The sequence below is a fragment of the Plantactinospora endophytica genome (assembly GCF_016862915.1).
In the GTDB taxonomy this organism is placed as follows: Bacteria; Actinomycetota; Actinomycetes; order Mycobacteriales; family Micromonosporaceae; genus Plantactinospora; species Plantactinospora endophytica.
Genome location: NZ_BONW01000005.1, coordinates 250078 through 272838, shown reverse-complemented (window position 1 = coordinate 272838; position 22761 = coordinate 250078). Strand labels below are relative to the sequence as shown.

Annotated in this window: 21 protein-coding genes and 1 pseudogene; 9 read left to right on the top strand and 13 right to left on the bottom strand. The window is 72.7% G+C overall.

Annotation, left to right across the window (positions count from 1 at the left end):
- Nucleotides 1-73: 73 nt before the first annotated feature.
- Nucleotides 74-2074 carry a 1-deoxy-D-xylulose-5-phosphate synthase gene (dxs, locus tag Pen02_RS08655; protein ID WP_203865390.1) on the bottom strand — a complete coding sequence of 667 codons (2001 nt, stop codon included), beginning with the start codon at nt 2072-2074 and terminating at the stop codon, nt 74-76.
- Nucleotides 2075-2533: 459 nt separating this feature from the next.
- Between dxs and Pen02_RS08650 the strand changes: the two genes are divergently transcribed.
- Nucleotides 2534-2785, top strand: coding sequence for a hypothetical protein (locus tag Pen02_RS08650; protein WP_203865389.1), 252 nt, complete (start codon nt 2534-2536; stop codon nt 2783-2785).
- 103 nt (nt 2786-2888) lie between these two features.
- Nucleotides 2889-3671: an RNA ligase family protein gene (locus Pen02_RS08645; RefSeq protein ID WP_203865388.1), complete on the top strand. Its 783-nt coding sequence runs from the start codon at nt 2889-2891 to the stop codon at nt 3669-3671.
- 63 nt (nt 3672-3734) lie between these two features.
- Here the strand turns inward: Pen02_RS08645 and Pen02_RS41620 are convergent, their stop codons facing one another.
- Nucleotides 3735-5183: a class I SAM-dependent RNA methyltransferase gene (locus tag Pen02_RS41620; RefSeq protein ID WP_239140270.1), complete on the bottom strand. Its 1449-nt coding sequence runs from the start codon at nt 5181-5183 to the stop codon at nt 3735-3737.
- Nucleotides 5180-7303: an APC family permease gene (locus Pen02_RS08635; RefSeq protein ID WP_203865387.1), complete on the bottom strand. Its 2124-nt coding sequence runs from the start codon at nt 7301-7303 to the stop codon at nt 5180-5182. Before Pen02_RS08635 ends, Pen02_RS41620 begins: the two co-directional genes overlap by 4 nt.
- A gap of 198 nt (nt 7304-7501) precedes the next feature.
- Here Pen02_RS08635 and Pen02_RS08630 point away from each other — a divergent pair, with 198 nt between their 5' ends.
- Together Pen02_RS08630 and Pen02_RS08625 are read left to right on the top strand one after the other, a co-directional pair.
- On the top strand, nt 7502-8167 hold the full coding sequence (locus Pen02_RS08630; protein WP_203865386.1) for a potassium channel family protein: 666 nt from the start codon (nt 7502-7504) through the stop codon (nt 8165-8167).
- A 1-nt stretch (nt 8168) separates the two neighbouring features.
- Complete coding sequence (locus Pen02_RS08625; protein ID WP_203865385.1) at nt 8169-8864, top strand: potassium channel family protein; 696 nt, start codon at nt 8169-8171, stop codon at nt 8862-8864.
- Between the two features lie 92 nt (nt 8865-8956).
- Here Pen02_RS08625 and Pen02_RS08620 read toward each other — a convergent pair whose 3' ends face one another.
- The 4 genes from Pen02_RS08620 to dut all read right to left on the bottom strand — a co-directional run bounded on the left by Pen02_RS08620 (nt 8957) and on the right by dut (nt 11672).
- A complete protein-coding gene (locus Pen02_RS08620) occupies nt 8957-9655 on the bottom strand; it encodes a DUF3159 domain-containing protein (RefSeq protein WP_203865384.1) in 699 nt (232 codons plus the stop codon).
- Nucleotides 9656-9698: 43 nt separating this feature from the next.
- Nucleotides 9699-10079, bottom strand: a complete 381-nt coding sequence (locus tag Pen02_RS08615) for an OB-fold nucleic acid binding domain-containing protein (protein WP_203865383.1) — start codon at nt 10077-10079, stop codon at nt 9699-9701.
- A 223-nt stretch (nt 10080-10302) separates the two neighbouring features.
- Entirely contained in the window at nt 10303-11055 is a 753-nt protein-coding gene (locus tag Pen02_RS08610; RefSeq protein WP_203865382.1) for a DUF3710 domain-containing protein, read from the bottom strand.
- A gap of 110 nt (nt 11056-11165) precedes the next feature.
- Nucleotides 11166-11672, bottom strand: coding sequence for a dUTP diphosphatase (gene dut / locus Pen02_RS08605; RefSeq protein ID WP_203865381.1), 507 nt, complete (start codon nt 11670-11672; stop codon nt 11166-11168).
- Between the two features lie 93 nt (nt 11673-11765).
- On the opposite strand from dut, the gene Pen02_RS08600 reads away from it, so the two are divergent.
- A complete protein-coding gene (locus Pen02_RS08600; RefSeq protein WP_203865380.1) occupies nt 11766-12257 on the top strand; it encodes a DUF3093 domain-containing protein in 492 nt (163 codons plus the stop codon).
- A 207-nt stretch (nt 12258-12464) separates the two neighbouring features.
- Here the strand turns inward: Pen02_RS08600 and Pen02_RS08595 are convergent, their stop codons facing one another.
- Both Pen02_RS08595 and Pen02_RS08590 read right to left on the bottom strand, forming a co-directional pair.
- On the bottom strand, nt 12465-13415 hold the full coding sequence (locus tag Pen02_RS08595; RefSeq protein WP_372445594.1) for a hypothetical protein: 951 nt from the start codon (nt 13413-13415) through the stop codon (nt 12465-12467).
- Nucleotides 13416-13616: 201 nt separating this feature from the next.
- Nucleotides 13617-13913, bottom strand: a complete 297-nt coding sequence (locus Pen02_RS08590) for a DUF4193 domain-containing protein (RefSeq protein ID WP_203861001.1) — start codon at nt 13911-13913, stop codon at nt 13617-13619.
- A gap of 421 nt (nt 13914-14334) precedes the next feature.
- Between Pen02_RS08590 and Pen02_RS08585 the strand changes: the two genes are divergently transcribed.
- Complete coding sequence (locus Pen02_RS08585) at nt 14335-14877, top strand: LytR C-terminal domain-containing protein (protein ID WP_203865379.1); 543 nt, start codon at nt 14335-14337, stop codon at nt 14875-14877.
- A 157-nt stretch (nt 14878-15034) separates the two neighbouring features.
- Here the strand turns inward: Pen02_RS08585 and Pen02_RS08580 are convergent, their stop codons facing one another.
- Nucleotides 15035-15859: an inositol monophosphatase family protein gene (locus Pen02_RS08580; RefSeq protein ID WP_203865378.1), complete on the bottom strand. Its 825-nt coding sequence runs from the start codon at nt 15857-15859 to the stop codon at nt 15035-15037.
- Nucleotides 15860-16149: 290 nt separating this feature from the next.
- Here Pen02_RS08580 and Pen02_RS08575 point away from each other — a divergent pair, with 290 nt between their 5' ends.
- On the top strand, nt 16150-17793 hold the full coding sequence (locus tag Pen02_RS08575) for an RNA polymerase sigma factor (RefSeq protein WP_203865377.1): 1644 nt from the start codon (nt 16150-16152) through the stop codon (nt 17791-17793).
- Between the two features lie 245 nt (nt 17794-18038).
- The gene (locus Pen02_RS08570) at nt 18039-18272 is read left to right on the top strand and encodes a DUF7455 domain-containing protein (RefSeq protein ID WP_203860997.1); all 234 of its coding nucleotides are present in this window, start codon (nt 18039-18041) and stop codon (nt 18270-18272) included.
- A gap of 187 nt (nt 18273-18459) precedes the next feature.
- On the opposite strand, the gene Pen02_RS08565 is transcribed toward Pen02_RS08570, so the two are convergent.
- The 3 genes and pseudogenes from Pen02_RS08565 to Pen02_RS08555 form a co-directional block, all read right to left on the bottom strand.
- Nucleotides 18460-20187, bottom strand: a complete 1728-nt coding sequence (locus Pen02_RS08565; RefSeq protein WP_203865376.1) for a DEAD/DEAH box helicase — start codon at nt 20185-20187, stop codon at nt 18460-18462.
- A 484-nt stretch (nt 20188-20671) separates the two neighbouring features.
- Nucleotides 20672-21292 (bottom strand): annotated as a pseudogene (locus Pen02_RS08560) (trimeric intracellular cation channel family protein); the annotation flags it as partial.
- A 39-nt stretch (nt 21293-21331) separates the two neighbouring features.
- On the bottom strand, nt 21332-21550 hold the full coding sequence (locus Pen02_RS08555; RefSeq protein ID WP_203860995.1) for a DUF3039 domain-containing protein: 219 nt from the start codon (nt 21548-21550) through the stop codon (nt 21332-21334).
- Nucleotides 21551-21657: 107 nt separating this feature from the next.
- Between Pen02_RS08555 and Pen02_RS08550 the strand changes: the two genes are divergently transcribed.
- Nucleotides 21658-22572, top strand: a complete 915-nt coding sequence (locus tag Pen02_RS08550) for a pseudouridine-5'-phosphate glycosidase (RefSeq protein WP_203865375.1) — start codon at nt 21658-21660, stop codon at nt 22570-22572.
- Nucleotides 22573-22761: the final 189 nt, after the last annotated feature.

Sequence of the window (22761 nt, the reverse complement as noted above, 5' to 3'; positions counted from 1 at the left end):
GCGTTGACGGTGGCGGGTCGGCGCCGACGGACCGGTCGGGTGGACCGGTGGGTCGGCGCCCACCCGTCCGCGTTCAGCCTCGGCCGTTGCGGCCCTTCGCTCCCCGGCCGCCGTTGGCGGCGGTCACCCGCACCGGGGCGATCGGCTCGTCGTCGAGCCGGGAGACCCAGCCGGTGACGTCCCGGGCCACGTCCTGCGCGGTCAGCCCCAGGTCGGCGAGGATCTGCGCCCGGGTGCCGTGCGGCTGCCAGACCGGCGGCACACCGAGGTCGCGTACCGGCACCCGCAGGTCGGCGTCGCGCAGCGCCTTGGCCAGCGCGTCACCGACCCCGCCGGCGCGTACGCCGTCCTCGACGGTGACCACCAGCCGGTGGCTGCCGGCCAGGGTGACCAGCTCGGACGGGACCGGCCGGACCCAGCGCGGGTCGACCACCGTCACGCCGTAGCCCTGCTCGGCGACCCGGGCCGCCACCTCGACACCGAGCTGCCCGAAGGCGCCGACCGCGACCAGCAGCACGTCGGTACGGGTCGACTCGGCGAGCACGTCCACGCCGCCGGAGATCGAGTCGGCGGCGGTGACCCGGCGTACCGCCGGCAGGTCGGCGACGACGGAGCCGGTCGGGAACCGCAGGATGGTCGGCCCGTCCTCGACGGCGATCGCCTCACGCAGTTCCTCGCGCAGCGTCGCGGCGTCCCGGGGAGCGGCGATCCGCAGACCCGGCACCACGCCGAAGACCGACATGTCCCAGATGCCGTAGTGGCTCGGCCCGTCCGGGCCGGTGATCCCGGCCCGGTCCAGCACGAACGTCACCGGCAGCTTGTGCATCGCGACGTCGAGCAGCACCTGGTCGAAGGCCCGGTTGAGGAACGTCGCGTAGACGGCCACCACCGGGTGCAGGCCACCCAGGGCGAGGCCGGCCGCCGAGGTGGCCGCGTGCTGTTCGGCGATGCCGACGTCGTAGACCCGCTTCGGGTACTTGCGGGCCAGCGCGGCGATGCCGGTCGGCTCGGCCATCGCGGCGGTGATCCCGACCACGTCCGGCCGCTCGTCGGCGATCGCGACCAGCTCGTCGGCGAAGACGTGCGTCCACTTCACCGACGGCGCGGCCAGCAGCTTGCCGGTCTCGACGTCGAAGGCGCTGCTCGGGCCGTGCAGGCAGTCGGCGTCGTCCTCCTCGGCCGGCCGGTAGCCCAGCCCCTTGCGGGTGACCGCGTGCACTATCACCGGCCCGCCGAAGCCCTTGGCCCGGCGCAGCGCCGACTCCATCGCGGCCACGTCGTGCCCGTCGACCGGGCCGAAGTACTTGATGCCGAGGTCGTCGAACATCGCCTGCGGCGCGACCGCGTCCTTGATGCCCTTCTTGACCGCGTGCAGCACCTCGTACATCGGCTTGCCGACCAGCGGGGTGGAGCCGAGCGCCTCCTTGACGGTGTCCAGCACCTTCTCGTAGCCGGGGTTGAGCCGCAGTGTGGCCAGGTGGTCGGCCAGGCCGCCGATCGTCGGCGCGTACGACCGGCCGTTGTCGTTGACCACGATCACCAGCGGGTTGCGGGCGGCGGCGATGTTGTTCAGCGCCTCCCAGCACATCCCGCCGGTCAGTGCACCGTCACCGACGACGGCGACGACGTTGCGCGCCTCGCCACGCAGCGCGTACGCCTTGGCCAGCCCGTCGGCGTAGGAGAGCGCGGTCGAGGCGTGCGAGTTCTCGATCAGGTCGTGCTCGCTCTCCGCCTGGCTCGGGTAGCCCGACAGGCCACCGCGCTGGCGGAGCTGGTCGAAGCCCTCCTGCCGCCCGGTGAGCATCTTGTGCACGTACGCCTGGTGGCCGGTGTCGAACAGGAAGCGGTCCCGGGGCGAGTCGAAGACCCGGTGCATGGCCAGGGTCAGCTCGACCACCCCGAGGTTGGGGCCGAGGTGCCCACCGGTCCGGGAGACCTTCGCGACCAGGAAGTCCCGGATCTCGGCGGCGAGCAGCGCCAGGTCTTCGGCGGACATCCGCTTGACGTCCTGCGGCCCGCGGACCGCGCCCAACAGCCGTCCGGCGGACGTCTCCGACTCCTCCTCCACCGTCATGCCGTCACCTCGCCGCGCTCGGCAGGGGTATCGGGCCGCTCGGCGCTGGGCTGGCTGATTCGCTCCCTACACAGGCTCATAGCCGCAGAGTCTATCGGGGCCGGCCGGGGCCGCAGCCCGGCCGCCGAAGCGGGGGTACGGGTTCCGCTTAAAGATCGAAGCCAGCGGATGCCGGCGATTTTTTCGGCGGCGGCGACTTGTCGCATACCGGGTGCGACAACCGGGGCGACAGGGTAGCCGATCGCGACCGCGCCGGCTGGCGAACCGCTTCGCCGGCCGGTGCCAGGAGCCTGGCGATCAGCAGAGTCCCGTTGACCGGACGGTGGACGGTAGCGGACAGTCGACGACTGCCCACCGCGAGTGGCGGGGAGGGGCTCCGCCGAACGACCGAAAAATCGGGCAGATGCCGCCAAGGGCCGTAGCATGGCCGGTAACCCGACCCTCCCCTAAGGTCTCGACATGTCGCCTGCTGGCTCCCGCCCCGACCGGTCCTCCGGCCGCGACCGAACCACCCCGACATCCGGCCCGTACGCGGCCGGCCAGATACTCGCCGTCGGCATCGTGCTGCTGATCGCCCTTCCGCTGCTTCCGCTGATTCTGCTGATCGTCGCCTGGATCCGGCTCCGCGACCGGGCCGCCGCCCGGGCCGCCCGCCGGGATACGGAGGCGGTCCACACCCCGCCCCGGTCCGCCCTGCACGCCGCCTCCTGACCACCCGGCCCGGCACCCGAAATTCGCGTTGCCCACCCGCTGCCGTTCCCGCACAGTTGCCGGAACCACCACCGGGTGGTGGCGCGAATTACGGGGAGGCAGTGTGACCAACTTCAACGTCCGTACGGCGAACCTGACGGCCGTCAACTCGCTGACGAAGTACCCGTCGATTCCGACCTACCACTCCCTGGACCCGCGCGACGGCGGACTGCTCGACGAGACGGTCCCGTTCGCCGGCCAGGTCCTGCTGACCGAGAAGGTCGACGGCACGAATGGTCGGATCGTCTCGCTGCCGGATGGCAGCTACCTGATCGGCAGCCGCGAGGAGCTGCTCTACGCCCGGGGTGACCTGATCGGCAACCCGGCCCTCGGCATCGTCGCGGCGCTCCGCCCGATCGCCGAGCGGCTGCCGCGGGTCGACCGGGACGCCGTCGTGGTGCACTACCTGGAGGTCTACGGCGGCAAGGTGACCGCCGCCTCGAAGCACTACACCGGCAACCGCACGGTGGGCGCCCGGCTCTTCGACGTGGCCGTACTGGACGACTACGCCGAACTGCTGGACCAGCCGGTCGAGCGGATCTCGCACTGGCGGGAGGCGGCGGGGCAGCGGTTCCTCGCCGAGCCCGAGTTGCTGGCCCGGGCCGACGCCGCCGGACTGCCGACCGTGCCCCGGCTCGACGCGGTCGACGCCGCCGAACTGCCGACCGACCTGGACAAGACGCACCAGTTGCTCGGCGAGTACCTGCCGCAGACCAGGGTGGCCCTGGACGGTACGCCGGGCCGGGCCGAGGGCATCGTGCTGCGCTCGGTGGACCGCTCGGCGATCGCCAAGGCCCGCTTCCAGGACTACGAGCGCACCCTCAAGCGGCGCCGTACCGCCCGCTGAGCGCTGACGGCGGCCGACCCCGATCCGGTCGGCCGCCGTCGACAGTCGAGGCAGCAGCCTGGCTCAGGAGGCGGGCAGCAGCAACGCCACCAGCTCCACGTGCTGGGTCATCGGGAAGAGGTCGTACCCGCGCAGCGCGGCGAGCCGCCAGCCCGCCTCCCGGAAGGTCCGTACGTCCCGGGCGAAGGCGGCCGGGTCGCAGGCCACGTAGGCCACCGCCCGGCGGGTGGCCGCCGCGACCGCCCGGACCACCTCGGCGCCGGCACCCGCGCGCGGCGGGTCGAGTACCACCAGGTCGACCGGCCCGACGATCCGGCGTCGCCGCAGCGCCGGCGCGACCGACGCCTGGACCACCTCGATCTGCGGCAGGTCGCGCAGGTTGTCCCGGGCCGCCTCGACCGCCGGCCCGGCCGACTCGACCAGGGTGATCCGGCCGGTCGGCCCGACCCGGTCGGCCAGCGCCGCCGCGAACAGCCCGGCGCCGCCGTAGAGGTCCCAGCCGGACTCGCCGGCCCGGGGCGCCAGCAGGTCGAGCACCGCCGCCGCCAGCGTGTCGGCAGCAGCCGGATGTACCTGCCAGAACGCCTCCGGCGGCAGCCGCCACGTCCGGCCGACCGCCACCTCCCGGACCCGCTCCCCCGCCCCGTTCCCGGCACCACCCGAACCGCCCGACCCGCTCGGACCACCCGAACCGCCCGACCCGTTCAGACCACCCGAGCCGCCCGACCCGCTCGAACCGGCGGCGGCCGCGCCAGCACCAGCACCAGCACCGACGCCGTCAGCACCGGTCGGGCCACCGGCGGGCGGGACGGCGGCGTCGCCGAGGTCCCCGCCGACGGCCGGACCTGCGGACCGCCGACCGCGTACGGTCACGTCGCCGCCGGTGGAGGCGACCACCTCCACCAGGTCGGCGTCGGGCCACAGTCGACCGCTGGGCGCCAGTACCGGCAGTTCCTGGATCGCCGGCCGGGCGATCCGGCAACGGTCGATCGGGACCACCTCGTGCGAGCGGTGCTTGAGCAGTCCGGCCCGGCCGGCGGCGTCGACCGCGTACCGGACCCGGGAGCGCCAGCCCAGCGGGCCGCCGGGCAGCTCGTCGACCCGGACGTCCAGCGCGGTGACCTCCTCCGGGGTCAGTCCGGCCAGCCGGCGCAACTGCTCGCGTACCACCTCGGTCTTCCAGTGCCGCTGGGCGGCGGGTGCCACGTGCTGGAGGTCGCAGCCGCCGCACCGGTCCGGCCCCGCCCACGGGCAGGGCGGCGCGACCCGGTCCGGCGAGGCGTCGAGTACGGTCACCGCGTCGGCCCGCAGGAAGTCCCGGCGTACCTCGGTGATCTCGGCCACCACCCGCTCACCCGGCAGTGCGTGCCGGACGAAGACCACCTGCCCGTCCAGCCGGGCCACGCAGTGCCCGCCGTGCGCCACCGCCCCGACGGTCAACTCGACCCGCTCCGCCTCGCCCGGACCGCCGGGGAGCCGGGCCGGTGCCGCCGAGCGCTCGCCCGTACTCATCGGGGTCCGGCGGTGTCGCGGCCCGGACCGGGCGGAGGTTCTTCGAGGTCGGTACCGGCCAGCGGGGGCGGTGGCGGTGCCGCGGCGGCGGTGTTCGACGGCGGGGGCGGCCCGAGCAGCCCGCCGACGCCGGCACCGCCCCGCGGCCCCCGGGCCGGTCCACGGCTCAGCGTCGCGTCGAACCGGTCCAGGTTCTTCCGGGCGGTGGAGGCGAGCTGCCACGGCACGCTGGTCACCATCACCCCGGGCTCGAAGAGCAGCCGCCCCTTGATCCGCAGTGCGCTCTGGTTGTGCAGCAGGTTCTCCCACCAGTGCCCGACGACGTACTCGGGGATGAAGACCGTGACCACGTCGCGCGGCGACTCCCGGCGGGCCGACGCGACGAAGTCGAGGATCGGCCGGGTGATCTCCCGGTACGGCGAGTCGATCACGGTCAGCGGCACCGGCACCCCGTGCCGTTCCCACTCCGCCTGCACCGCCCGGGTGTCCACCTCGTCGACGTTCACGGTCAGCGCGGTCAGCGTGTCCGGCCGGGTCGCCTGGGCGTAGGCGATGGCCCGCAGGGTCGGCTGGTGCACCTTGCTGACCAGCACGATCGCGTGGTTGCGGGCCGGCAGCACCGGCCGTCCCTCGGGCGGGGTCAGCTCGTTGGCGATCCGGTCGTAGTGCCGGCGGATGGCCAGCATCATGGCGTAGATCACCGCCATCGCGGCGATCGCGATCCAGGCACCGAGCAGGAACTTGGTGATCAGCACGATCACCAGCACCGCCCCGGTCAGGCCCATGCCGAAGGCGTTGATACCCCGGGACCGGACCATCCGGCGCCGGACCACCGGATCCCGCTCGGTACGCAGCATCCGGTTCCAGTGCCGGATCATGCCGGCCTGGGAGAGCGTGAACGACACGAAGACGCCGACGATGTAGAGCTGGATCAGCCGGGTCACCTCGGCCTGGAAGGCGACGATCAGCAGGCAGGCGGTGACGGCGAGGAAGACGATGCCGTTGGAGAACGCCAGCCGGTCGCCCCGGGTGTGCAGTTGCCGGGGCAGGTAGCGGTCCTGGGCCAGGATCGAGCCGAGCACCGGGAAGCCGTTGAACGCGGTGTTGGCGGCCAGGAACAGGATCAGCGCGGTCGCGCCGGCCACCACGAAGAGCAGGATCCCGTTGCCGAAGATCGCCTCGCCGAGCTGGACCGTCACGGTCTTCTGCACGTAGTCGAGCGGGCCGTGTTCGAGCTGCCGGGCCGGGTTCTCCATGAACTGGAGACCGGTCAGCCGGGAGAGCCAGATGATGCCCACGATCATGACGATCGCCACCGAGCCGAGCAGCAGCAGCGTGGTGGCGGCGTTGCGGCTCTTCGGCGGCTTGAACGCGGGTACGCCGTTGGAGATCGCCTCCACCCCGGTCAGCGCCGCGCATCCGGAGGAGAACGCCCGGAGCAGCAGGAAGGCCATCGCGAAGGCGGTCAGGTTGGCGTGCTCGGCGCTGACCACCAGATCCGCGCTCGGCGCCCGCAGGTCGTGCCCGAGGACGAAGATCCGGACGAGTCCGGTGAGGATCATCCCGACGATGACGATGATGAAGCCGTAGGTCGGGATCGCGAACGCGGTGCCGGACTCCCGCAGCCCGCGCAGGTTGATCGCGGTGAGCAGGATCACCGCGGTGACCGCGACCCCCACCCGGTGCTCGGAGACGAACGGCAGCACCGAGCCCAGGTTGGCCACCCCGGAGGAGACCGAGACCGCCACCGTCAACACGTAGTCGACCAGCAGCGCGCTGGCCACCCCGACGCCGAACTTCGGCCCGAGGTTGACCGTGGCCACCTCGTAGTCGCCGCCGCCGGAGGGATAGGCGTGCACGGTCTGCCGGTAGCTGGCCACCACGGTCAGCATCACCACGACGACGGCCAGGGCCACCCACGGCGAGAAGAGGTACGCCGACGTGCCGGCGATCGAGAGCGTCAGCAGGATCTCGTCCGGGGCGTACGCGACGCTGGAGAGCGCGTCGGAGGCGAACACCGGCAGCGCGATGCGCTTGGGCAGCAGGGTGTGCTGCAACTTGTCGGACCGGAACGGTCTGCCCAGCAGCAGGCGCTTGACTAACGAGGTGGGTCTGGCCACAACCGCTAAGGGTACGGGCGCCGGATTCGCCTGATCGGGCGGTGCGGCGATCTTTCCGGGGTGGGGTGTCGGGCGGTACCGGAGGGTGCGCCCGGTCACGGGTAGGTCGGGCGGTACGGGCGGGAGGACGGATGACTACGCTCGGGGTGACAGCACCCACCGGACGGGTCGGTCCGCGGTGACCCGGGAGGACGTACCTTGCACGTCGTGATCATGGGCTGCGGCCGGGTCGGGTCGACCCTCGCGCACAACCTGGAGTCGCGCGGCCATTCGGTGGCCGTGATCGACCAGGACGCGGACGCGTTCCGCCGGCTCGGCCCGGACTTCGGCGGGATCACCGTCACCGGCGCCGGATTCGACGCGGACGTGCTCCGCCAGGCCGGCATCGAGCGGGCCGACGGCTTCGCCGCCGTCTCCAGCGGCGACAACTCCAACATCATCTCGGCCCGGCTGGCCCGGGAGACGTACGGCGTCTCCCGGGTGGTGGCCCGGATCTACGACTCCAAGCGGGCCCAGGTCTACGAGCGGCTCGGCATCCCCACCGTGGCCACGGTCCGGTGGACCGCCGACCGGATCGTCCGGCACCTGGTGCCGGAGGGCCACGTGGAGATCTTCCGCGACCCGACCAGCACCGTGTCGATCATCGAGGTGCCGGTGCACGACGACTGGATCGGCCGGCCGATCCGCAGCCTGGAGGAGGCGACCGGGGCCCGGGTCGGATATCTGACCCGGTTCGGCATCGCCGCCCTGCCCACCGCGTCCAGCGTGCTCCAGGAGGGCGACCAGGTCTCCATGCTGGTCACCGACGACATCGCCGACCAGGTGACGACGGTGGCGGGTTCGCCGCCGGAAGGAGGGCGCTGACATGCGGGTCGCCATCGCGGGCGCCGGCAACGTGGGCCGCTCGATCGCCCAGGAGCTGATCGAGAACGGGCACCAGGTGATGCTGATCGAGCGGAAGCCGAAGATGCTCCGCCCGGAACGGGTACCGGCGGCCGAGTGGGTGCTCGCCGACGCCTGCGAGCTGGCCAGCCTCGAGGAGGCCGACCTCGCGAGCTGCGACGTGGTGGTGGCCGCCACCGGCGACGACAAGGTCAACCTGGTGGTCTCGCTGCTGGCGAAGACGGAGTTCGCCGTACCCCGGGTGGTGGCCCGGATCAACCGGGCCGAGAACGAGTGGCTCTTCACCGACCAGTGGGGCGTCGACGTGGCGGTCAGCAAGCCACGGGTGATGGCGGCCCTGGTCGAGGAGGCGGTCACCGTCGGCGACCTGGTCCGGCTGATGACGTTCCGGCAGGGCGAGGCGAACCTGGTCGAGATCACCCTGCCACCGACCGCCCCGTACGTCGGGCATCCGATCCACTCCGTGCCGCTGCCCCGGGACTCGGCACTGACCGCCATCCTGCGCGGCAAGCGGGTGCTGGTGCCCAGCCCGGACGACCCGCTGGAGGCCGGCGACGAGCTGATCTTCGTCTGTACGGCCGAGGTCGAGGACGAGGTGCGCAAGGTGATCCTCGGCCCGGACAGCGTCGAGCGGACCCGGGGCAGCAGCAACGGCTGACAGCCGTCGCCCCGCCGTTCCGTGACCCGGTCGGGCGAGTGCCGTTTTGTGCCCCGGCCGAGCGGGTGCCGTTTGTGCCCCGGTCGGGCGGGTCAGCCGCCGAGCGGGGCCGGTACGGTCGGCACCCGGTTCACCCGGCGGACCGTCCAGATGGTGATCACCAACAGCAGCGCGTACGGCGGGTAGCCCAGCAGCAGCCGGGCGATGCCCAGCGCGGTGTCCATGTTGGCGAGGTAGAGCCCGGCCTGCACGCCCACCTTGGCCAGCCACACCACGCCCCAGAGCACGGTGAGTCGGGTGAAGGTGCGGACCAGCCGGGGGTCCTGCCGCCACTCCGAGCGGCCACCGGCGGCGATGATCGACCAGATCCAGCCCACCAGCGGCTGCCGGATCACCGCCGAGCCGAGCAGCACCAGGCCGTAGACGATGCCGTAGAGGATGCCGGGCAGGTAGAAGTCCCGCTCGTCCCCGGTCCGCCAGGCGATCATGGCGCCGATGCCGATCCCGACCAGGCCGTTGACCGCGTGCCGGACGGGCCGCCGCTGGAACAGCCGGACGACCGCGATCAGCACCGCGACCGCCACCGAGGCGATCACCGCCGGGCGCAGCTCGGTGATGATGTTGACCGCGACGAAGACGACCACCGGGACGCTGGACTCGACCATCCCGCGCCAGCCGCCGAGTTGCTCGGCCATCTGCTCGCTCAGGCTGGGGAGGGGTTCCTCCTCCTCGGGCCGGCCGGCGTTCGGGTCGCTGCCCGGGCTGTCGGTGCGGGGCTGTCCAGCGGTCATCTGGGTATCTTCCGGTCGCGGCCGGGGTCGCCGGTGTCCGTGCTCACTTGGGCGACTCCAGCTCGTAGTACGGGTTGTAGATGACTTTACGGTCATCCCGTACCGCCATGCGACCACGCGCGGTCAATTGCCGGCCCGGCTCGATCCCGGAGATGTGCCGCCGCCCCAGCCAGACCAGGGTGACGATGTCGCTGCCGTCGTAGAGGTCGGCCTCCAGGGTCGGCAGGTTCGTCCTGGGCGTGTAGACCACGGTACGAAGCCGGCCCGAGACCGACACCACCTGTCCCCGGCTGCACTGCCCGGCCGGCGTACTGCCGCACTCGGCGCTCTCCCGGAGCAGCTCCTCGGCCTCGATCTCGGCCTCGCTCGCGGTCAGCCGTTGCAGAAAGCTCCGCCACGAGACTCGGCCCTGGTCGGTCGCCATGACCCGGTGTCACCCTCCTCGACGCGCCGCCCGGCACGTGCTCGACACGGCTCCGTAAAACCGTCCCGCAAGCGTACGCCGGTTCGGCACGTCCGGCCCGGCCGCCCGGCACCGCTGCCGCTGTCGGTGCCCGGGGTGGTCATTGCCGGTGCCGGTGCCTCGGGTGATCAGTGCCGGCGCCCTGGGTGGTCACCGGCGGAGGGCAGGGAGCAGGGGGCAGCGGTCAGGAGCCGTCCCGGCGGCGGGGCGGTTCGGACCGGTGCGGGGTCTGGTGACCCGTGACGACGCCGTTGACCGGGGCGCCGGAGCTGGCGGCACCCTCGGAGCCGTCCGGCTGGCTGTCGGCCCCGGCAGCCGCCTCGCGGGGCAGCCGCAGCGGCAGCGGCTCCCGGACCGGCTTGGCCTCCTGGCCCCGGTCGACCACGAGCCCGTCCAGGCACTCGGCGAGCGGTCCGGCCGCGACCGGGTCGCTGGCCGCACGCCCCTGGTAGACGCCCTGGACCATCCAGCGCGGCCCGTCGACGCCGACGAACCGCAGGTCGGCGACGCCGCCGTCCGGGGTACGGACCCGGGCCCGCAGCTCGGTGCCGTGGTCGCCGTCGACCTCCTCGGCCACCACCCCGTCGGCCGCCAGCGAGGTGCGGATTTCCTCCCGCCACTCCGGCCAGATGCCCTCGGTGCGCGGCGCCGCGAAGACCCCGAGCTGGAGGGCACTCTCGCCGTGCACCAGGACGACCTGCTGGATCACGCCGTCCGGGTTGGCCTGGACGCGTACCTCCACCTCCGGCACGGCCGGGATCCGCAGGCTGCCCAGGTCGAGCCGCTGCACCTCGGGCGGCGCGTCGCCGATGTCGTACGGGCCACGGCCGGGCGCGGCGGGCTCGGCCGCGGCGGCGAGGTCCTGGGTGTCGGCCGACTGCCGACCGGACCGCTCGTCGCGGGAATGGCGCCCGCCGCGTCCTCGGGAGAAGATCATCCTGCTTACCTGCTACTTTCCGTTTCCGGCTGACGGGTGGGCGGATCTGCTTCGCATTGTCCGCCACGGCGTACCCCGGCAGCCGACCCGGGCACCATTTTCCGACCGGTTCACCGGCTGCCCGCCTCCGCCACCCGCTCGCCCGGGTCGTCGGCGGCGCCCACCAGCCCGGCGTGCCCGCCGGTCGAGCCGTGCCCGCCGGCACCGCGCACCGAGTCCGGCAGCTCGTCGACGGGCTGGAACTCGGCCCGCTCGACCCGCTGCACCACGAGCTGCGCGATCCGGTCGCCCCGGGAGATCTTCGCCGGGGAGACCCGGTCGTGGTTGATCAGGTTGACCAGGATCTCGCCCCGGTAGCCGGCGTCGACCGTGCCGGGGGCGTTCAGCACCGTCACACCGAGCCTGGCCGCCAGCCCGGACCGCGGATGGACCAGCCCGACGTACCCGGCCGGCAGGGCCAGCGCGACACCGGTCCGGACCAGCCGCCACTGGCCGGGCGGGATCTCGACCTCCTCGGCGGCGACCAGGTCGGCCCCGGCGTCGCCGGGATGGGCGTACGCCGGCAGCGGCAGGTCGGGGTCGAGTCGCCGGACGGGTACCGACAGCACGTGCGTCACGCTCTCTCACTCTCCTGGCAGGTTCACGGGATCCACCGGTGCTGCCCCCATCCTGCCGCTTCGACCGGCCGCACCGGGCCGTACCCTTCCAGCGTGGCCCCGACAAGTTCCGACGCCCCCGCCGCACCGGCCCGGGCCGGGTACGCCGAGCGGCTGACCCTGCCCTGGTGGCTCTGGCTGGCCGGAGTCGCCACCGCCGGGCTGCTGGCCACCGAACTCTGGCTCGGCTCCACCGGCGTACGCGCCTGGCTGCCGTTCGTGGTACTGCTGCCGCTGGCCCTCGTCGGCCTCGGCTGGCTGGGCCGGATCCGGATCGCCGTACGCGACTCGGAACTCCTGGTCGACGACGCCCGGCTGCCGGTCCGGTTCGTCGCCGACGCGATCCCGCTGGACGTCGAGGGCCGCCGGGAGGTGCTCGGGGTCGGCGCCGACCCGCTGGCGTTCGTCGTGCAGCGTCCGTGGGTGCCCGGTGCGGTGCAGGTGGTCCTCGACGACCCGGCCGACCCGACGCCCTACTGGGTGGTCAGTTCCCGCCACCCGGTACGCCTGGCCGAGGCGATCCTCGCGGCCCGCGACCCGAACTGACCCGCGACCCGAACTGACCCGCGCCCCGGACTAAGCCGCGACCCGGACTGACCGCCGCCCTGGACCAGCCCGACATCCGCGCCGACCCGCGCCCGGACCAGCCCGCCACCCGGCCGGCCCACGCATCGGACCGGACCACGGATCGGACCGGACCGGCCTGGGACAGGCAGGACCGACCCTGGCACCGGGCCGGGCCGACCCGTCCGGTTAGCCGTCGAGCGCCTTGGGGCCGTGGCGGAGGTCCTCCCGGACCCGCTCGCCGAGTCCCTTGGTGGCCCGGCCGTTGAGGAAGCCGGCCACCGCCGCCCCGGTCAGGAACGGCCCCAGGGTGGTCAGGTTGCGCCCGAACCGCCGCAGCAGCCGGTCCCGCAACTCCTTGCGGGCCGCCGTGCCGAGCACCGCGCCGACGCCGACCCCGGGCAGCAGCGGATTGACGCCGCGCTGGGCCGCCCAGGACCGGACCAGGGTGACCGCGCGCTGGCTGGTGGCGCCCGGCAGCCGCACGCCGTACGCCTCGTGCAGTTCGCCGATCAGCTTGAGTTCGATGGCGACCACGGCGACGGTCTCGGCGGCCAGCAGCACCGGCGCCGAGAGCAGCGTCGGGGTGACCGCCCACTCGACCGCCGCCACTCCGCCACCGGCCGCGCCCACCCCGGCGGTGGCCCGTACGGCGTTGCGGATCAGCCGGTCGGCCAGGGCGTCACCGTCGAGGCCGTCGAAGTGGCGCAGCAGGGTCTCCCGGTCGCGCACCGGGATGTGCGGCGCGACCTCGGTCACCGTGTCGGTGAGCCAGCGGATCGCCGCCTTCGGCTTGAACAGGTTGCCCGGTCGTGCGGTACGCACCTGGCCGACCAGCCGGCCCAGTAGCCGCCGCCGACGCGACTGGTTCAGCTCGTCGGCGGTGAGCGCGGCGACGGTCGCGCTCAACTCGTCGTCCGCACCCGGCTCGTCGCTGCGCACGAGTTCGCCGGACGACGTCCTGCCGGCGGTCGCGTCCCGGTCGGCCGGCGTGGCCGACCTGTCACCCCCGACCGGCGCGGCGTCATCGCCCGGCACCGTGCTGTCGCCCGGCGTGGCTCGCCCGGAGCCACCGGGACCGGCGGAGTCGGTCGGTGCCGGCGAGGAAGCGTCGGACGCCCGGTCGGAGCGGCTCATCATGACCTCCAGCACGTGTCGTCGGTGGGGCATGCCACCACGCGCATCGAGTCAAGCAGTTACCCGCCGTCCCCGCATGTCGAATCACGCGCGGCGACCTCCAGCCGTGGAGGCCGCCGCTCCCCCCGTCCCGGAAGACTCACCCCGTCCCCGGCGGACCGGCTCCCCTGTCCCGGGCAGCCACCCCGGCCGTGGCAGCGGAAGTCAGGCGCACTCGCGGCAGATCAGCTCACCGTTGCGCTCCACCGCGAGCTGGCTGCGGTGGTGCACCAGGAAGCAGCGCGCGCAGCGGAACTCGTCCGACTGCATCGGCAGCACCTTCACGGTGAGCTCCTCGTCGGCCAGGTCGGCACCGGGCAGCTCGAAGCTCTCGGCGACCTCGGCCTCGTCGACGTCCACTGCGGCCGACTGTGAGTCGACCCGCCGAGCCTTGAGCTCTTCCAGGCTGTCCTCGCCGAGGTCGACCTCGTCGCGACGCGGGGCGTCGTAGTCGGTGGCCATCGGTCTCACTCTCCCATATCGATATAGTCGCTTCCGGTTGTAACGCCGGAGGACGCTGTTTCGGTTCCCGCTGGCCGGCCTTACTTCCGGTCGCCCGACCCGGCGCACGTTCCGGGTCGTGGCCGCCGGGCGGAACTCCCCCGGCGAGCGGGGTACCTTACCCCCCTTCGGGCGAGGCATGTATACCGTCCCTGCGGCATGCATGTACGTCCGAGCGCGCGGAGTTGTTCCCAATGTGACTCAGGCGACACGAAGATAGGGGTAGTGGTCGGCCGATCGTCGTCGCCGCGCCGACAAATCTGGCGGATTCAACACCCGGTCGGACAACCGCTAGCGTCACCGGCATACTCGGTAGCCACGGCGGCCCACGCGGCCGGGCGGCCGGCGTCTGTTCCAAAACCAGCTTCGGGGAGCCAACCAGATGAGTTTCGCGCGCGTCCGAGCCCTTCTCGTCGTCGGCGTGCTCGCGGCGATCGCCATCGTGTTCGTCGCCGTCACTCTCGTCCGGGACACCCAGGCCGGCAAGGAGGCCGCCACCAACTGCCAGGAAGGCGACAAGCTGGCCGACACCCGGTTGCGGCTGCCGAAGGACATCAAGATCAACGTCTACAACGCGACCGACACCGTCGGCCTGGCCAACACGGTGAAGACCGACTTCCGCAACCGGCAGTTCCAGGTCCTCAAGGCCGGCGACGAGCCGAACCGGAAGGGCGTCGACGACGCCGTCGCGGTGCTGCGGTACGGGCCGAAGGGCGTCGGCTCGTACCACGTCCTCAAGGCGTACTTCCTGAACGAGGCGGAGCCGGAGTTCCAGCTCGACCGCAAGGACGACGTGGTGGACGTGGTCATCGGCGGCGAGTTCAAGCAACTGGCCACCATCACCGAGGTCAACCAGGCGCTGACCCAGGGCAGCGGCGGGGCGCAGTTGCCGCCGCGGACCTGCGCCGACCCGAACCTGACCTGAGCCCGGGGCAGTCGTCGGATCCGGGGCCGCCGCCGACCCGCAGCCGCCCCGGGTCACCGGTCGCCCGGTCACCGACCGCCTGATCACCGGCCCCCGGCCACCGGCCGCCGACCTACCGGCCATCGGATCACCAGCCATCGGATCACCGGTCGCCGGTTCACGGGCCGCCGGCCGCGTCGAGCCGGGCCAGGTGCTCGTGCAGTGGGCCGAACAGGGCCGGCGGTGCGGCGATCACCAGGTCCGGGCCCGGGCCGGTACCGGCCAGCCCGTCGACCCGGAGCCCGGCCTCGACGGCGACCAGCCCGCCGGCCGCGTGGTCCCAGAGGTTCAGGCCCTTCTCGTAGTAGGCGTCGACCATCCCCTCGGCGGCCAGGCACAGGTCGATCGACGCGACCCCGAACCGGCGGATGTCCCGCACGTACGGGATGAGCCGGTGCACCACCCCGGCCTGGTGCGCCCGGCGGGCCGGGTCGTAGCCGAACCCGGTGGCCACCAGCGCCTGGCCGAGGTCGGTCTCGGTCGAGCCGCCCAGCCGTCGGCCGGCCCGGTGGGCGCCGCCGCCCCGGACGGCCGTCCACTCGTCGCCGGTGGCCGCGTTCCGGACCACTCCGGCGACCACCTCTCCGTCGACCTCCACGGCCAGCGAGACCGCGTAGTGCGGCAGTCCGTAGAGGTAGTTCACGGTGCCGTCGATCGGGTCGAGGATCCACCGCACCCGACTGCCGCCGGCCAGACCCGCGCCGTCGGCGTCGCCGTACTCCTCGCCGAGCACGGCGTCGGCGGGCCGGGCCGCCCGCAGCGCCGCGACCGCCTGCCGCTCGACCGCCCGGTCCGCCGCGGTGACCACGTCGGTGACGGTGCTCTTGGTGGCGACCGCGGACACTCCCTCGGCGCGCATCCGGTACGCGGTCTCCGCCGCCTCCCGGGCGACCTCGACCGCGATCTTCAGCAGCTCCTCCGGAGCCGGTGTCGTACCGTCCATGACGTCCCCTTCCCGCACGCCTGTGACGTCCCGCCCCCGGCGCGAGTATCATCCTTACAAAGTCAACACGCCCATCGAGTCGGTGGCCCCGGACCACGTCTCCGGCGTGCGGCGCGGGATGATCGCCGCAGACGGCGCTACAATTCACGCCTGCCCACGCGCCACGGACCGCCAAGCACCGGACGGCCCGGGACACGGGGGTCCCTCAACCACATCGGCCCGACACAACGCGTAGCGCTGCGCCGGCCGATCCCGGCCGTGCTCGTTAATCGCCATCCGGAAGGTCATTCGTGACAGAACCCCGCCACATCGGCGCCGACGTACGCTCGCTCACCGACACCCTGATCGCCCATGCGCAGAACGCCGGCGGCCAGCTCACGTCGGCCGAGCTGGCGCGTACGGTCGAGTCTGCTGAGGTGACTCCGGCCCAGGCCAAGAAGATCCTCCGTGCGCTCTCGGACGCGGGGGTCACCGTCGTGGTCGACGGCTCGGCGAGTACCCGCCGCCGGGTCTCCGCCGCCCGGTCCGCCACTCCCGCGTCGCGGGCGACCACCGCCAAGGCGACCAAGAAGTCGGCGCCGCCCGCGCCGAAGCAGGCGCCCGCCGCCGACGAGGCGGCCGGCGCGGCGCGCAAGCCGGCGGCCCGCAAGCCGACGCTGGCGGCCGACGGCACGGTTCCGGCCGGCGCACCCAGGCCGGCCGCGAAGGCCGCTGAGACGCCCGCCAAGGGCCCGGCGAAGGCCGGCCGTGCCGCGACCAAGGCCACCGGCACCGGCCCGGCAAAGGCCGCCAAGGCCGGCGCTCCCGGCAAGGGCGACCCGGACGGCCCCGGTGACGACATCGATCCGGAGGCGCTGGCCGCCGAGATCGAGGACGTGGTGGTCGAGGAGCCGGCCGAGCTGACCAAGGCGGCCGAGGCCGACGCCGCGGACGCGGCCACCGACAACGACTTCGAGTGGGACGACGAGGAGTCCGAGGCGCTCAAGCAGGCGCGCCGGGACGCCGAGCTGACCGCCTCGGCGGACTCGGTCCGGGCCTACCTCAAGCAGATCGGCAAGGTCCCGCTGCTCAACGCCGAGCAGGAGGTCGAACTCGCCAAGCGGATCGAGGCCGGGCTCTACGCCGCCGAGCGGCTGCGCGCCGCCGAGGAGGGCGAGGAGAAGCTCGTCCGGGAGATGCAGCGCGACCTGATGTGGATCTCCCGCGACGGCGAGCGGGCCAAGAACCACCTGCTGGAGGCGAACCTGCGGCTGGTGGTGTCGCTGGCCAAGCGGTACACCGGGCGGGGGATGGCGTTCCTCGACCTGATCCAGGAGGGCAACCTCGGCCTCATCCGCGCCGTCGAGAAGTTCGACTACACCAAGGGCTACAAGTTCTCCACCTACGCCACCTGGTGGATCCGACAGGCCATCACCCGAGCCATGGCCGACCAGGCCCGCACCATCCGCATCCCGGTACACATGGTCGAAGTGATCAACAAGCTCGGCCGGATCCAGCGCGAGCTTCTCCAGGACCTGGGCCGCGAGCCCACCCCGGAGGAGCTGGCGAAGGAGATGGACATCACACCCGAGAAGGTACTGGAGATCCAGCAGTACGCCCGGGAGCCGATCTCGCTCGACCAGACCATCGGTGACGAGGGCGACAGCCAGCTCGGCGACTTCATCGAGGACTCCGAGGCGGTCGTCGCCGTCGACGCGGTCTCCTTCTCGCTGCTCCAGGACCAGCTCCAGCAGGTGCTCCAGACCCTCTCCGAGCGGGAGGCCGGGGTCGTGCGACTGCGCTTCGGGCTGACCGACGGCCAACCACGCACGCTGGACGAGATCGGCCAGGTGTACGGCGTGACCCGCGAGCGGATCCGGCAGATCGAGTCGAAGACGATGTCGAAACTGCGCCATCCGTCCCGTTCGCAGGTACTCCGCGATTATCTTGACTGACCCCAAAAGTCAACCAGTCGTGTCCATCTGATCACCACACGTACATCGGGCGCGTGGTGATCGGCTGGTTCCCCACTTGTGATCGTTGACGTGGCACCCTGGTGGCACGGCACACTGTCTCTACCACGTGTGACATCGGTCCCCCGGGGGCACACTGGGAAGGCCAAGCCCCACAAGGGTGTTGCACGATAGGTGAGCAATGACCGACGAGAGTGTTCATCGGTGACGACCGCAGGAGGAAGGCGATGACCCCGACCCTCACGCCGCCGCCCGAGACGGTGGCTCCCCCAGCCGCCGATGAACGGTGCGACCGCTGTAACGCCGCCGGCAAGCTCCGGATCACCCTCGCGGGTGGGAGCGAACTGGTGTTCTGTGGGCATCACGCGAACAAGTACGCCGAGGATCTCGTGAAGATCACGGTCCGGTACGCGGTTGACCCCGAGTTCAGCTGGCGAGGCGCCGAACTGATGGCGAACTAGACCGACCAGGACATAGTTTGACCGGAGGTGCCCCGAGCGGGCGCCTCCGGTCGTCTATTCCCCGACAGTGCCGATCGTCCTGGACGCGCTGCCGATCACGTCCTGGACCCGGTGCTCCGAGTCGCGTTTCGGACGCAGTGCCAGGTCCCGTCCTGAACGCGACGCCGATCGCGTCCCGGGACGGCGGTCACAGCGTCTGTACGGTGGCGATCCGTTCCTCGAGCTGTTCGATGGTGGCCTGCGCGCTGGGTGGACCACCGCACCGCCGACGCAGCTCGGCATGGATCTTGCCGTGCGGCAGTCCGGTCCGGTGATGGTGCGCCGCGACCAGCGCGTTGAGCTGACGACGCAGGTTGACCCGCCGTTCCGCCGCCCTGAGCGGACGGCTCTCCGGCCGGGGCGCCGGCACCGGCTCGGCCTCGCCGGCCTTCCGGCGGCGCTGGGCGGCCAACTGCTCGGCCTGGCGCTTGTTCAGCAGCACCGCCACCTGGTCCGCGGTGAGCAGGCCGGGCAGGCCGAGATATTCCTCCTCCTCCGGCGTACCGGCCTGGGCGCCGGTGCCGAAGGACGCCCCGTCGAAGATCACCTGATCCAGTTCGGCGGTGGCGGAAAGCGCCTCGAACCGCTTCTCCAACTCCCCGCTGGCCTGCTCGTTGCGCTGTGCCCGCTCCAGCAGGTCGTCGTCGAGCCCGTCGTCCCGCTTCGGCTCGCCCAGCACGTGGTCCCGTTCGACCTCCATCTCGCTGGCCAGCCCGAGCAGGTGCGGCACGCTGGGCAGGAAGACCGACGCGGTCTCCCCCGGCCGGCGAGCCCGGACGAACCGCCCGATCGCCTGGGCGAAGAACAGCGGCGTGGACGCGCTCGTCGCGTAGACGCCGACGGCCAGCCGGGGGATGTCGACCCCCTCGGAGACCATCCGTACCGCCACCATCCAGCGCTGGTCGGAGACGGTGAACGCGGCGATCCGGTCCGAGGCGCCCTGGTCGTCCGAGAGCACCACCACCGCGCGCTCCCCGGTGACCCGCTCGATCAGCCGGGCGTACGAGCGGGCGGACTGCTGGTCGGTGGCGATCACCAGCCCGGCGGCGTCGGAGACCCCACCGGCCCGGAGCACCTGGAGCCGGGCGTCGGCGGCCCGCAGCACCTGCGGCATCCAGTCCCCGGCAGGATCCAGCGCCGTACGCCACGCCTGGGCGATCAGGTCCTGCGTCATCGGCTCGCCGAGCCGGGCGGCCAACTCGTCCCCGGCACTGGTCCGCCACCGCGTCTCACCCGAGTACGCTAGGAAGATCACCGGGCGGACCACGCCGTCGGCGAGCGCGTCGGAGTAGCCGTACACGGAGTCGGCCCGGGAACGTTGCAGGCCGTCGCCGCCCCGCTCGTAGGTGACGAACGGGATCGGATTGTCGTCGGACCGGAACGGCGTACCGGTCAGCATCAGCCGGCGTACGGCCGGCTCGAAGGCGGCCTTCACCCCGTCGCCCCAGGACCGGGAGTCGCCGGCATGGTGGACCTCGTCGAGGATCACCAGGGTCCGACGGGTCATCGTCCGGCGGCGGTGCACCTGCGGGGCGATGCCGACCTGGGCGTAGGTGACGACCGCGCCGTGGAAGTCCGCCGAGGAGTGCAGGTCGGCGTTGCGGAACGCGGCGTCGAGCTGGATGCCGACCCGGGCGGCGGCGCTGGCCCACTGGGTCTTCAGGTGCTCGGTCGGGGCGACCACGGTAACCGCCTCGACGGTGCCGTCGGCGAGCAGTTCGGCGGCGATCCGCAGCGCGAAGGTGGTCTTGCCGGCACCGGGCGTGGCGACGGCCATGAAGTCCTCGGAGCGGCGCCGGAGATATTCCACCAACGCCTTGCGCTGCCACGCCCGCAGCGCCGGGAACGACTCGAGAACCGGCAGTCGGGCCCCCACGCAACACTCCCCTCCGACGGCCAGGTAGCCGACCACACCTCGACGGCCAGGTAGCCGACCACACGAAAACGCCCCCGCGACCGGACCGAGCGCGAAGGCCGTACCAGCATAACCAGCGGGACGCGGCCGACCCAGGCGACACCGATGCCACAGCGGGCACAATTGGCACACCGGTCCCGCCGCACGCGGTGGGTCAGCGAGCCTGGTCCGTGGGACGTCCGGGCCGGTCAGCGGGGCGCTCAGCGGGCCGGTCCGGCTGGTCGGGCGGGCGAACTCCACCCCGCGACGTGGACGACGAGGACGTCTCGCCGGAGGTCGCCGCAGATGACGCCGACGTTCCGCCAGAGGTCGCCGTGGACGACGCCGACGTTCCGCCAGAGGTCGCCGCAGATGACGCCGATGTTCCACCGGAGGTCGCCGTGGATGACCCCGACCTACCACCGGCGATGGTCTCGGTGGGCGCTGCCGGGCCGGGCTCGGGACCGGGCGGCGAATTGGCCGGGACCGGAGCCGACCAGCGGCGACGCAGGGCCACCAGCCGGACCGCGAAGACGAAGAGTGCGGCGGCCATCAGCGGTGCCGGCCCGGCCATTCCGGTCCGGTCCAGGCCGACCACCGCGACCGCGCCGGCCAGCGCCGCCACCGCGTAGATCTCCCGACGCAGTACCACCGGGATCTCCCCGGTGAGCAGGTCCCGGCCCAACCCGCCGCCGATGCCGGTGAGCATGCCGATCATGCAGGCGCCGACCGGTGGCAGCCCGGCGTCCAGCGCGGTGAGCGTGCCGGTGACGGTGAAGAGGCCGAGCCCGGCCGCGTCGAGGACCAGCACGGTGGTACGCAGTCGGGCCAACTGGGGGTGCAGCCAGAAGACCGCCGCCGCGGTGACCGTCGCGGTGACCGCGTACCGCCAGTCGGCGAAGGCCAGTGGTGGGCCCTCGCCGATGACCAGGTCCCGGAAGATGCCGCCGCCGAGCGCGGCGACGAAGCCGACGAAGACCACGCCGAACAGGTCGAGCCGCTTCACCACCGCCGCCGACGCGCCGGAGGCGGCGAAGATCGCCACACCGGTGAGGTCGGCGAGGAGCAGGGCGGCTGCGGCGGTCACCGCAGGATGTTACGCCGTGGCGACGGCGAGGACGGCGGATCAGTCCCGCATGGAGTTGTAGATCTCCTTGCACTTCGGGCAGACCGGCGAGCCCGGCTTGGCGGCCTTGGTGACCGGGAACGTCTCACCGCAGAGTGCGATAACGAAGGTCCCCATGACCGCACTCTCGGCGATCTTGTCTTTCCGGACGTAGTGGAACATTTCCGGCCCGGTGTCCGCGTCCTTCAGCTCCGGACGCTCGAGAACCTGAGTGCTCACGGCAGTGATTCCTCCCTAAGTGACCCCGCCAACGGTCAAGTCTGGCAGGTCACTGCCGAGCGGTCCACCGGAACACCCCCCGACCCCGGCCCGTACGGTGGTCAGCCGTGACCGATTCTCAGATCCGGTACGGCGCCGAGGTGGCCGAGGCACTGCGCGCCGGCCGTCCCGTCGTCGCCCTCGAGAGCACCATCGTCTCGCACGGCCTGCCCCGCCCGGACAACCTGCGGGTGGCCCGCGAGATCGAGGCGGCGGTACGCGCCGAAGGGGCGGTACCGGCCACCATCGGCATGGTCGAAGGTGTTCTCGTGGTCGGGCTCGACGACGCCCAGGTGACTCGGCTCGCCACCTCGGACGGGGTGGCCAAGCTCTCCGTACGCGACCTGGCGGTGGCCGCCGCGACCGGGGCGGACGGGGCGACCACGGTGGCCGCGACCAGTGCGGTGGCGGCATCGGCCGGGATCCGGGTCTTCGCCACCGGCGGGCTCGGCGGGGTGCACCGGGAGGCCGCGCAGACCTTCGACGAGTCGGCCGACCTGACCACGCTGTCCCGTACCCCGATCGCGGTGGTCTGTGCCGGGGTGAAGTCGATCCTCGACGTCGGCGCGACCCTGGAGCGGCTGGAGACGCTGGGCGTGGCGGTGGTCGGTTACCGCAGCCGCCGGTTCCCCGGCTTCTTCGTCACCGACGGCGGCTTCGACCTGGACTGGTCGGTCGACTCACCGGAGCAGGCCGCCGCCGTGCTGGCGGCCCGCGCCGCGCACGGGGTCCAGCCCGGTGCGCTGATCGTGGCCAACCCGCTGCCCGCCGACGAACAACTCGACCCGGCCCTGCACGACCGCACCCTGGCCGACGGGCTGGCCCGACTGGCCGCCCAAGGAGTGACGGGCAAGGCGGTCACTCCGTTCCTGCTGGCCCACTTCCACTCCGCCACCGAGGGCGCCAGCCTGGCGGTGAACGTCCGGATCATCCTGCGCAACGCGGCCCTCGCGGCCCGGATCGCCGTGGCCGCCGCCCGCTGATGAACACGCCGGAGCCCGGCGGACCGGGCAGGACCGGGCCGACCACGAGCGGACCAGCCACCAGCGGACCGGCCACGAGCGGGTCGACCGTCAACGGACCGACCACGAGCGGGCCGGCTGCCAACGGACCGGAGACGAGCGGGCCGGTCACGGGTGGGTGGGCTACCGGCGGGTCGGCCACGAGCGGGC

What these genes read in the sequence shown, in the direction of transcription:
- dxs (WP_203865390.1), bottom strand. Translation starts at nt 2,074, where the DNA reads ATGACGGTGGAGGAGGAGTCGGAGACGTCCGCCGGACGGCTGTTGGGC.
- Pen02_RS08650 (WP_203865389.1), top strand. Translation starts at nt 2,534, where the DNA reads ATGTCGCCTGCTGGCTCCCGCCCCGACCGGTCCTCCGGCCGCGACCGA.
- Pen02_RS41620 (WP_239140270.1), bottom strand. Translation starts at nt 5,183, where the DNA reads ATGAGTACGGGCGAGCGCTCGGCGGCACCGGCCCGGCTCCCCGGCGGT.
- Pen02_RS08625 (WP_203865385.1), top strand. Translation starts at nt 8,169, where the DNA reads ATGCGGGTCGCCATCGCGGGCGCCGGCAACGTGGGCCGCTCGATCGCC.
- Pen02_RS08620 (WP_203865384.1), bottom strand. Translation starts at nt 9,655, where the DNA reads ATGACCGCTGGACAGCCCCGCACCGACAGCCCGGGCAGCGACCCGAAC.
- Pen02_RS08615 (WP_203865383.1), bottom strand. Translation starts at nt 10,079, where the DNA reads ATGGCGACCGACCAGGGCCGAGTCTCGTGGCGGAGCTTTCTGCAACGG.
- Pen02_RS08610 (WP_203865382.1), bottom strand. Translation starts at nt 11,055, where the DNA reads ATGATCTTCTCCCGAGGACGCGGCGGGCGCCATTCCCGCGACGAGCGG.
- Pen02_RS08595 (WP_372445594.1), bottom strand. Translation starts at nt 13,415, where the DNA reads ATGATGAGCCGCTCCGACCGGGCGTCCGACGCTTCCTCGCCGGCACCG.
- Pen02_RS08590 (WP_203861001.1), bottom strand. Translation starts at nt 13,913, where the DNA reads ATGGCCACCGACTACGACGCCCCGCGTCGCGACGAGGTCGACCTCGGC.
- Pen02_RS08585 (WP_203865379.1), top strand. Translation starts at nt 14,335, where the DNA reads ATGAGTTTCGCGCGCGTCCGAGCCCTTCTCGTCGTCGGCGTGCTCGCG.
- Pen02_RS08580 (WP_203865378.1), bottom strand. Translation starts at nt 15,859, where the DNA reads ATGGACGGTACGACACCGGCTCCGGAGGAGCTGCTGAAGATCGCGGTC.
- Pen02_RS08570 (WP_203860997.1), top strand. Translation starts at nt 18,039, where the DNA reads ATGACCCCGACCCTCACGCCGCCGCCCGAGACGGTGGCTCCCCCAGCC.